The organism is Clostridium oryzae (genome assembly GCF_002029235.1).
In the GTDB taxonomy this organism is placed as follows: domain Bacteria; phylum Bacillota; class Clostridia; order Clostridiales; family Clostridiaceae; genus Clostridium_AE; species Clostridium_AE oryzae.
On sequence record NZ_MZGV01000101.1, the window covers coordinates 1 to 10,354 of the forward strand.

General features: G+C 33.3%; 8 protein-coding genes and 1 pseudogene. All 9 read right to left on the bottom strand.

Translation table 11 applies throughout. From position 1 onward, the window contains the following. Positions 1-377 precede the first annotated feature (377 nt). Positions 378-1,682: a hypothetical protein gene (locus CLORY_RS21550; RefSeq protein WP_079428429.1), complete on the bottom strand. Its 1,305-nt coding sequence runs from the start codon at positions 1,680-1,682 to the stop codon at positions 378-380. 261 nt (positions 1,683-1,943) lie between these two features. After that, entirely contained in the window at positions 1,944-2,150 is a 207-nt protein-coding gene (locus CLORY_RS24120) for a hypothetical protein (RefSeq protein WP_341456660.1), read from the bottom strand. Beyond that, positions 2,140-2,502: a DUF3737 family protein gene (locus tag CLORY_RS24125; RefSeq protein WP_341456661.1), complete on the bottom strand. Its 363-nt coding sequence runs from the start codon at positions 2,500-2,502 to the stop codon at positions 2,140-2,142. Before CLORY_RS24125 ends, CLORY_RS24120 begins: the two co-directional genes overlap by 11 nt. After that, positions 2,471-2,827, bottom strand: a complete 357-nt coding sequence (locus CLORY_RS24130) for a DUF3737 family protein (protein ID WP_341456662.1) — start codon at positions 2,825-2,827, stop codon at positions 2,471-2,473. The genes CLORY_RS24125 and CLORY_RS24130 overlap by 32 nt, the downstream gene beginning before the upstream one ends. A 15-nt stretch (positions 2,828-2,842) precedes the next feature. Then, positions 2,843-3,250, bottom strand: a complete 408-nt coding sequence (locus CLORY_RS21565) for a MerR family transcriptional regulator (RefSeq protein WP_079428431.1) — start codon at positions 3,248-3,250, stop codon at positions 2,843-2,845. A 136-nt stretch (positions 3,251-3,386) separates the two neighbouring features. Further along, positions 3,387-4,556 (bottom strand): MFS transporter, encoded by a 1,170-nt coding sequence (locus CLORY_RS21570; protein WP_079428433.1) that lies wholly within the window; start codon positions 4,554-4,556, stop codon positions 3,387-3,389. A gap of 182 nt (positions 4,557-4,738) precedes the next feature. Continuing rightward, positions 4,739-6,454: pseudogene (locus CLORY_RS21575) on the bottom strand (1-deoxy-D-xylulose-5-phosphate synthase); the annotation flags it as partial. 236 nt (positions 6,455-6,690) lie between these two features. After that, positions 6,691-8,361 carry a purple acid phosphatase family protein gene (locus CLORY_RS21580; RefSeq protein WP_079428436.1) on the bottom strand — a complete coding sequence of 557 codons (1,671 nt, stop codon included), beginning with the start codon at positions 8,359-8,361 and terminating at the stop codon, positions 6,691-6,693. Between the two features lie 173 nt (positions 8,362-8,534). Next, a complete protein-coding gene (locus tag CLORY_RS21585; protein WP_079428438.1) occupies positions 8,535-9,905 on the bottom strand; it encodes an MATE family efflux transporter in 1,371 nt (456 codons plus the stop codon). Positions 9,906-10,354 lie beyond the last annotated feature (449 nt).

The following is a 10,354-nucleotide window of genomic DNA, read 5'->3' on the forward strand; positions in this document are numbered from 1 at the left end:
ATTTACTAGTATTTTCTTAAGAGCTTTCTTCTTATTACTTCGCATATTATATAGTTACATCTTTTTAACAGTACATTCAATTTATGAGTAGGTAAGAACTAAGAAGTTATAGTTATTCAAGAAATTCTGCTTAACAGAATTTCTTCCTTATCTTTACTCTTTACTCTTTAGTGGTGTATCTTGATATTAATTAAAAGTTATCCTCAATTTTCAAAATACATAAATTCCTAAAGAGTAAAAAACGAGCCTGTTGTACTAAGTAATTAATGGGCAGATTAATTTTCAAAAAAATGGAGCTGTCGCAATAGGCAATTGAAAACTTGCTATTGCGACAACTCCAAATAATTTATTTTTTTATTACACATTTAGAAATGTCTTTATTCTTCAACTGCGACCTTGCAAACTACTGATTGATCTCCACACTTAATAGTGACGTTTGCTTCACCAGCTTTTAAAGGCGTATATACCCATCTTTCCTCTTCTTGGTCATATTCTACTTTTAAAACATCAGGATTATCAGATTCGATGGTAACTTTATCTGTTGTATCATCAGGATCCAGTTCATAATATATGTCAAAGTCATCGCCCACATATGTTGTATATTCATCCTGTTCTAAAGTAATACCGTGACAAGGAGCCTCAGATACAACAATGCTAACTGTTCCAATAACCTCCCCCTGTTCAGATCCTTCTCTTACTGTAACTTCTGCAGTACCCGCTTTATTCGCATATAAATATTCTTCACTTCCGTTATTCTTCAATACCAATACATTATTATCAGGGTTAGTTTCATCATAATCTTTTATATTAAAATAATAACTTGTATTTTTTTTAATATAATTAAGCAATGAAAGTACATTCACAGAATCACCTAACAGCATATCTTGTTTTGCTTCAGCAATGCTTGTATCCTTTATTACTACTTTAAAGCTGCCCAAAGTTTTTGTTTTTTTATTATATGTCTCTTTTACTGTAATCTTATATGTACCTGCCTTTTTAGCTGTGAACTTATATCCATAAAAGTATCTATCTCCAATAAAATCCTTAAGTACGTCCTGATATTCCTTATTATCTGTAACAGCTTTCACTTTTGAGGCATCATATTTTATTTCTTTAATAGAAAATTTTTCACTGTCTGATTTTAGAGTATAAGTTGCATTAGGATTTCGATATGCTATGCTAAATAAAGGATCTAAAGAATTATAATAGTGTGTGAGATCAAATCCATCGCTTCCTACAGAAAAGTCATTGCCATAATCTGATATGATTAAAGCAACATTTTTTACGATAACCTTGCATTTGCCTACTGTAGTCTTTTTCTTTTTATAGATCTGTGTGCAGGTAATTGTTGCGTTTCCTGCCCTAAGACCAGTTACGTAACCTCCAGCTTTGCTGATTTTAATAACTTTTGAGTTACTTGATGTAAATTGATAATTTGCTTCTTTTAATGGGTTTTTTACACTAAGCTTCTGTGCATTACTCAATTGCCATGAATTTTTGTTCCAATAAACCTTACCATTCATTTTGCCTATTGGTATTGTCATTTCAGTCGAACTAATAGTTGTTTTTTTTGCTGCGGCGTGTGCTGCTGTGCCTGGTATGAAAAAGTTTCCTACTGCTAATGCCCAACATAACATCGTTGATATTAGTAATCGTGTGACTTTAATTTTTGATTTTTTCATAATACACGCTCCCAATTTAATAATTTTCTTACCGGTATAAATACAAAATATACAAAAATTTTACCTTATTTTTCATCATATGTCAATGTGTACGTATTCATTTTGTTTGTTTTATTTTTTATCAATTATTATTAGGAAATCATCATAGTTGTCTGTGGATCTGATAGTTTATTTTCTAAATCTTCAAAATCGATGCTGTATTGTTTCCCGTCATACAGTAGTTTATTTTCTACGATATTTCTGCCATTATTCACAATAGAATTAAAGAAAATATTGTAAACAGGCGTCTGGAACAACAGTATAACCTAGAATTCCTTTTGCCACTTTTTCCTGAATTGCTTCTATAATCTCCGGCGCTGTCTTAAAATCCATGTCTGCTACCCACATCGGCAGAATATTTTCACCAATCTCCCATTTCAGAGAATTAGTATTACGCCTATCTATCAATGCTCTAAAATCATACTGCATACTTTATTTCCCCCGTAATAACCTGTGTCTTTTCAGGATCTATTTTAGTTTCATCCATAATAAGTTCGTCAATACCCTCTGCCCGGATTACACCACCAGATGGATTTATGACGCTATCAATATTACCGTTAATCTGTACATCTACAGTTGAGTATTCAAATGCCAGCGTAGTGTTCAATAATTGGCAGTTTTTCATCTTAAGATTGTCAATATAGCATAGGCCCTGCAAGCTCTCAATAATACAGTTTACAAAGGTCAGATTCTTAGAATTCCATCCTAGGTATTCTCCTGAAATAAAGGAATCATACACCGTTACATTTTCACAGTTCCATAACGCGTCCTTTGACAGCATTTGGCATGGTTACATTGTCTAATCTAATCTTCTTTGCACGCCTGAAGGTCTTCGGTGCTTCAATGATGCTGTCTGATATTGTAATATTCTCCGTATACCATATTCCTGAACGTGCCATTTCAAAAAGTGTACTGTTCTCCACCACAATGTTTTTACAATACCATAATGGATATTTCCATTTAAACATAGTGTGGTCTATTTTAATATTCTGACTCTCCTTTAACGGAGACTCCCCATCGGCAAAAGTAGAATAAGAAACTTCCAAATCTTTACTATTGAATAATGCTCTTTCACCAGTGAGCATCTGTTGTTTTACTAATTTCATTAATTTATCCTTCCTCTATTCTTTATTATCACATTTTTGATTCTTATGGATTTCTTCTGTACCGGCTTCAATTGCTGTTTCATAGTACCATATCTTATGGTTAATGGTTTTCATTATGTTATTTAGTTCTTCAATCTGCTTTTGAACAACTTTCTTTCTTTCAAGAAAAATCCCCAGTCGTTCCTTAAGCGTGCTATCACCCTCATTACACAAATCCATAAACTTTTTTATGTCCTTTATTGGCATTCCAGAATTTTTCATACAAGATATAACAGCCAGTCCCTCGAAATCCTCATCCTTAAAAACTCTTGTGCCATTTGGTTTCTTATCCACAAATGGTAAAAGTCCTTCTTTGTCGTAGTAGCGCAGGGTTGGAACCGTAACCCCCATTTTCTCTGCAACCTGTCTAATGGTATAAGTCATAAAGCACTCCTTTCTTCACTGAGTGATTATTAATTATAATTATTGGTATCTATAACCATATGATAAGGGGTAAAGTTAACTTTATGTCAATACTTATTTTGAACGTTTTTAAAAAATCAAAACGTTATTTCTTACCTTATTTACTATGTAGTTTTGTAAAACTAAACATATGAACTCTTAATAAAACCGATACTACACTTAGTATCAAAAATAGTAATCCACCTAGGACAACATATTGTGTACCCATCCCTGTTATAAATAATCCGCATACGCTTGTACCAATTGTTGTTCCTAAATTAGCAGAAGTTAAAAATAATCCATTAGCGAAATCAGGAGCTTCTGGCGCTGCTGATGCAATCCAATATTGATTAATGTTTCCGCCAATCCCTCCCAATATTCCCCAAATCAAAGAAATCAAAGCCATAGGTACAGTAAACTTACCTATTAAGAATAATATGGTGTAAACTACTCCTAATGTTAAAAGAAAAGACACCACAACTTTGATGGCATTTTTACTAAGTAACTTTCCTGCCACAATGTTTCCAATAATATTTGCCACACCGTATATTAGTAATACTACACTAATTAGTTTCTCTGGAATATTTGTTACCACTTTAAGATACTCAGCAAGGTAACTATAAACCCCGAATACTGCTCCATTCATTAAAATAACAGCTATGATAGAAAGCCAAATAATTGATTTTTTTAATACACTTAATTGTGCCCTGTAAGAAAGTCTTTCCTTAACAGGCATAGATGGTATAAATAAAAGTGTAACAGTAAATGCTATAACATTTACCATAGCAAAGAATGACATTGCTATGGTAAATGAAGTCGTACTTGCAATAAAACTAGAAATTGGCACACCAAGTACCATACCTGCAGACACGCCTACCATTATCTTAGCAACAGCCTTTGGTGCTTCTTTCTCACTCACTGAAGCAGAAGCTGCCGTAAAAGCCAATGAACAATAAATTGGCTGAAAAAATCCTGGAATCACACGAGCAATTAATAAAACTGCAAAACTTGATGTAAACATTGAAACGATGTTACCCAAAAAGAAAATACCTAGAACAAGCAACATTACCTTCTTGCGATTTATACCTGAGAATAACAGCGGCATAATTGGTCCTGATACAGCAATAGCAAGTGCAAATAAACTTACTAGAAGTCCTGCTTTGGATATACTGACATTAAAATTATCCGCAATCAACGGCAATATTCCAATAACGCCCATCTCAGTATTTATGATTGCAAAAACTCCTAAAGTCAATATAGCTATAAGTAAATTATTTCGTTTAGTCACAATATACATCCCTCTTTCTGTAATCAAATTTTCAAAATCACATAGTAATCAAAACCCTTTGCTTCATATCGATTAGCAGTCATAAAATTAAAAGAACCCGAAAATTTACCAACATACTTTTTCAGGTTCCCTTAGTCCAAAGTCACATAATCATATACTATTTGACACGAACTTTAATTATATTACTTATCTTTTAAAATTGATAATACATCTTCAACGATATGCTCTACCGAGATTCCATTTGCTTTCAAAAGTTCCTCCGGAACATAGCGATCAGGGAAACTCTTTCTAATACCGTAATTTTTTACTTTCATTTCTGTTAGTCCATAATAGCTTGCAATCTTTTCACCAAAACCACCTTCTAAAATTCCGTCTTCAAAAGTGATTACAAGCTTATGTTCTTTCTTCAAGCTCTCTAGCAATTCTTCATCAATACCTGTGATATACTTTGGATTAATCAAAGTAACTTCGATGCCGTTTTCCTTTGAAAGCTTTGCAGCTACTTTCTCACCAAGCTGATAGAAATCTCCAAGCGCAATAACTGCAACGTCTTTACCTTCTTTTGTCACCTTATATTTATTTAGCTTTGAATAATCAGTTGTATCTTCAACTCCACTTTTGATTACTCCCATTGCTGGCACACGAATAGCTATAGGATGTTCATTCTGCTCTATTCCCCACTTAAGCATAGCAAAATATTCTTCCTTACAGGTTGGAGCTAAATATACCATATTGGGAATGTTTCCCATCATTGCAATATCATATAGTCCAAGATGTGTTACATCATTCATTCCATATACAGATGCCATATTTACCAATATCACTGCTGGATTATTGTTTATGCACAAATCCTGTGAAAGCTGATCATAGGTTCTCTGAAGAAATGTACTATACACTCCATAAACTGGCTTTCCACCATTTGCTGCAATTCCTGAAGCTAATGCAACTGCATGTTCTTCAGCAATACCAACATCTACATACTGTTTGCCTGCTTCCGTTCTTCTTTCTGGGTAAAATCCAATTACAGCAGGTGTTGCTGAGGTAATCGCTACCACTTTTGAATCTTTTTTCATCTCACCAATTAGATATTCCCCTGTAAGATTTCCATAATCCTCTGCATCCCCCATAGCAAACTTTGATTTTCCAGTTTCTAATATAAACGGCATTCCCCAGTGCCACTGTTCTTTATTCTTTTCAGCAAATTCGTAGCCTTTTCCTTTAATTGTATGAATATGAACAACCACCGGATGTTCTGTATCCTTAACCTGATTAAATACACTTATTAATTGCTCCAAATCATGACCATCTTTTACATAATGGTAATCAAAACCTAAGGACTTAAAGAAATTGCATTCAGCTTTACCTTCTGTATCTCTAAGTTCCTTAAGGTTTTTATATAATCCTCCATGGTTTTCTGCAATAGACATATCATTGTCATTCACAACTACAATCATATTTGTTCCTGCTTCTGCAGCATTATTCAATCCTTCATATGCTTCTCCGCCGCTTAAGGAACCATCTCCTATGATAGCAATGACATTATCTTTTTCAGCTTTTAAATCCCTTGCCTTAGCAAGACCGCAAGCAAGACTTATTGAAGTGGAAGTATGACCTATGTTAAAAAAGTCATGCTTGCTTTCCTCTGGATTTGAATAGCCAGAAACTTCATCATATTTTTCTGCATTTATAAAGGCATCTTTTCTTCCAGTAAGCATTTTATGAATATAACTCTGATGAGAAACATCATAGACAATCTTATCCCTTGGCGAATTAAAAACATAATGCAAAGCTATTGTAAGTTCTACAATTCCAAGATTGGGTCCAATATGTCCGCCATGTTCGCTTAACTTTTTAAGCAAAGTCTCACGAACTTCCTTACTTAGCTGATTAAGTTCTTCTAATGTAAAATTTCACGTTTATTAATAGTTACCTCAAGACTATTGGCAGTGTCATTGCTTAACCAGTTAATTATAGCCATACAGAGCTCTGGATACTAAGTTTCAGAACCAATAGTCCAAACATAGTTTTGACCATTAACAATTAAACCATAGCACAAGTCTTTACATGTTGTAGACAAAAAGAGCTGTTCACAATTTGAACAGCTCTTTATTTGCCAATGGAAACATACCAATGACTATTTTTCTACCATTACCATATTGAATTGAGTATTATATTTACAATAAAATCCTTTTGCATTTAATGCATCTATGCTTATGTTTCCTTTTGAAGATATATCACTAGCATCGAATTTCATAGTGTTGCTGCCAAGCTTCAATGTTCTTGCGGCTGCATCATAGTTTCCTCCTAAGTAGGCAGCTATTAATGTAGGATTTGCATAAGCTTTTCCATTTGTATATTCAGCTTGATTACTTCCGAAAGCAATTGGTGTTCCATAGATTACAAGTCTTGGATCTGCTCCTATGGCAGCTACTTCTGGGTTATCGGTATCAACATTATAAGAAGTAGGTAATACCATCTTTGTACTATTTTTAGGATTTGCTTTATCTATTACCAAGCTGTCAATCTTTGTTCCATCTTGCTTATACGCATTAACTGTAAGTTTGTCACCTTTTATATTTGCAACTTCATAGCAAGGCATATCATTAGGATCATAGAAAAATGCATCCCATACTTTTGATGTTAAATCGCTATAGTACTTTTGTCCACTTCTTCCTGTTACATAATAAACAGTACCTTTTGAGAAATCCGAATAATATTTACCGTTTTTCATAGCATATGTTCTTGATACGCCATGATCATGTCCATTGAAAACCACGTCTACATGATGCTTTTCTATTATAGGATCTAAATATTTTTCTAGTACAATATTAGCTCTGCTTGCTTTATTATAATATGGCGTTTTATGAAAAAGCACAAATTTCCATTCTTTTTTAGTTGAACTTAAATCCTCATCAAGCCATTCTGCTTGTGCCTTTATAAATTCATCATTTCCTGCTGCCTCCTCCTCTTCTTGGCTATCTAGTACAACAAAATGAGCATTGCCATAGTCATATGAATAGACTTGACCTTTATATCCATCAGGTCCATTTTGAGGCACCTTAAATTGATTAACAAAATATTGTGGTTTTGTTGTATTCCAACCCGCTGCGTCATATGTTTCATGATTTCCTTGAACAGGCATATTGGGGATTTTATTAATTACACCCTTAGCTGCATTAAACCAATTGTTCCAATGAACATAATATTGACCCTTTTCAACAAGGTCTCCCATATTTATAAAGAAATTCGCATTTTTATTTGCATTGAAAGCATTTTGTATAGTTTTATGCCAAGGTTCATAGTTTGGTACCGCATCATTTCCACTTTGACTATCACCGAAAATTAAAAATTTTGTATTTCTATTATTTTTACTTTCTGTTTTAAATGTACTCGCATCACTCCAATTGTCTCCATCCCCAACTTTATATGAATATGTTGTTTCAGGCTTTAAATCGGTTAATGTTACGGAAAATACATTCATTGAACCTGTAGTGTTATCAGTTGTTGATGTTTTAAATAATTCTTTAACCGCTTTTATAGTTTTGTGCTTTGAGCTATTGAGTTCTGAATATTGGACTTCTCCATTATTAACGTCTGTACTGGTTCTCCAAGTTATTGTCTGTGTAGTTTTAGGATCTTTAGCCCATGTAAGTGTTACATGATCCGGTTTTTTTGTTGCATTTAGGCTGCTGTTAATGTTTGTACCATTATAAGAAGATGAGGCATACACATATTTAGTGGACGTTGCCAGAACTGTTGAAGTCACAATACATGCAACTATTATAGATACTTTTTTTAAACGCATTTATATCAACTCCCTGTATAATTTACAGGTATAATATTACACTGCCTTTTTTAAGTCTGTTTTGCATAATGTAATATTTAAGTTAAATAATGTTAAGCATAGATTTGACTATTAATTTACCTTGTCAAAGCTTCTTTTTGAGGCATGATGATGCTTGAATACTATCGTTATTCTTAAATAACTTTTGAATTTGATTCTTCACTGGAATCCTTTATTTTTCTTTGTATTTTAACAGCGAATATAAAAGTCAGTATTGTAGTCATAACATCAACTATAGGTTGTGTAAGTATAATACCCTTCAGTCCTAAAATACCTGATAAAATAAGAATTACTGGTATAAAAAAGATGCCTTGGCGTGCAATGCTTAATATTGTACCTTTGAATGCTTTTCCAAGAGCTAGAAATAGTGTTGTGTATATATATTGAAAACCAAACAGAATAAAAGTAATACTGTTTGCTTTTAAAGCGTTACTGCCTATTGCAATAACAGAAGCATCCTTGCTAAACAAACCAATGATTTGCCTTGAAAAAATAAGGAATATAGTTTCAGTTACTGCACAAAAAACAGTTGACCATTTCAATGAGACCGCAATAGCTTCTCTCAATCTTTTATAATTTTTTGCACCAAAACTAAATCCTGCAACAGGTTGAAATCCTTTTGCATATCCAAATATAACATATGAACCGATGGCTAAAACCCTTGTAACTACCCCCATTGCTGCAACAGCTGAATCACCATAACGACTTGATGCAGTATTTGTCAGTCCCATTGAAGTACTTGATAATAATTGGAAAAGCAATGTTGGTATTCCAATCTTCAAAATTTGAACATATATTATCTTGTCTATAGAAAAATGTTTAATCGAAATATTCAGGCTGCTTTTTCCACTGAAGATATACCATATATAAAGAAGAGTAGTAACTCCCTGTGCAATCACAGTTGCAATCGCTGAACCTTTAATTCCCAGTTGAAAGGTATATATAAAAACAGGTTCAAGAATAATATTTAATCCAGCTCCCATAAGCATTGATGTCATACTGATTTTTGTGGCTCCTTCTGATGCTGAAACATTATTCATCGTTACATTGATAACATTTAATATTGAACCAGGTATGTAGATAATAGCAAATTCTTTTGCATAAGGAAGAATTGTTTGCGTAGCACCTAAAAAAGTTAACACTTTATCAAGAAAACACATTGTTAGCACAATAGTTATTAATCCTACAATGATAGCAGTAAGTAATGCTGTTGAAGCAGTACGGTCGGCTTGTTTATTATTCTTCTCGCCCAAAAGTCTTGATATATAAGATGCAGAACCGCTTCCAAATGTTAATCCCAATCCAATAATTAACTGCCCAATTGGATATGTAATTGAGACAGCCCCCATTTGACTTGTCCCTAATCCTCCTACAAACATGGCATCTACAACATTGTAAAGTGAAGTCACAAGCATTCCAATAATAACTGGCACACCAAGCTGAAATAATACTTTTGTAATATCACCTTCACCTATCATTTTTATTTTCTTTTCTTTTTTATTCATTGATGTTTGCCTCCTATAATCTACTTACTGCAAAGAGTATAGCAGCTATACACATTTAGCAAAAAAGGGGAGGAAGTGATTTCAGTCGGCTGGAAAATGCCTCCTCCAACCACTTCCTCCCCTATGCCGGCTCTATGCATTTACAAAGTATTATTTTCTATATTACTTCTCTCAAATTATTTTTCCTGTTTATTATTTATTAGTATTTTCTTAAGAGCTATCTTCATATTACTTCATATATTATATAGTTACATCTTTCTAACAGTACATTCAATTTATGAGTAGGTAAGAAGTAAGAACTAAGAAGTAATAGTTATTCAAGAAATTCCTACGAAAATTAAATAATAGCACTCTTTCTATTTTAGGCAACACTAAGCTAGACTGGCCTATTTAGGCTAGTCCCAAGCTTTGTATTTTATTTCATATTCTTAGACAGGGGCTTTTTCTAT

Excerpts from the sequence above, each read along its gene's own strand:
- CLORY_RS24125 (WP_341456661.1), bottom strand. The coding sequence starts at position 2,502 with ATGCTGTCAAAGGACGCGTTATGGAACTGTGAAAATGTAACGGTGTAT.
- CLORY_RS21565 (WP_079428431.1), bottom strand. The coding sequence starts at position 3,250 with ATGACTTATACCATTAGACAGGTTGCAGAGAAAATGGGGGTTACGGTT.
- CLORY_RS24130 (WP_341456662.1), bottom strand. The coding sequence starts at position 2,827 with ATGAAATTAGTAAAACAACAGATGCTCACTGGTGAAAGAGCATTATTC.
- CLORY_RS21585 (WP_079428438.1), bottom strand. The coding sequence starts at position 9,905 with ATGAATAAAAAAGAAAAGAAAATAAAAATGATAGGTGAAGGTGATATT.
- CLORY_RS21550 (WP_079428429.1), bottom strand. The coding sequence starts at position 1,682 with ATGAAAAAATCAAAAATTAAAGTCACACGATTACTAATATCAACGATG.
- CLORY_RS24120 (WP_341456660.1), bottom strand. The coding sequence starts at position 2,150 with ATGCAGTATGATTTTAGAGCATTGATAGATAGGCGTAATACTAATTCT.
- CLORY_RS21580 (WP_079428436.1), bottom strand. The coding sequence starts at position 8,361 with ATGCGTTTAAAAAAAGTATCTATAATAGTTGCATGTATTGTGACTTCA.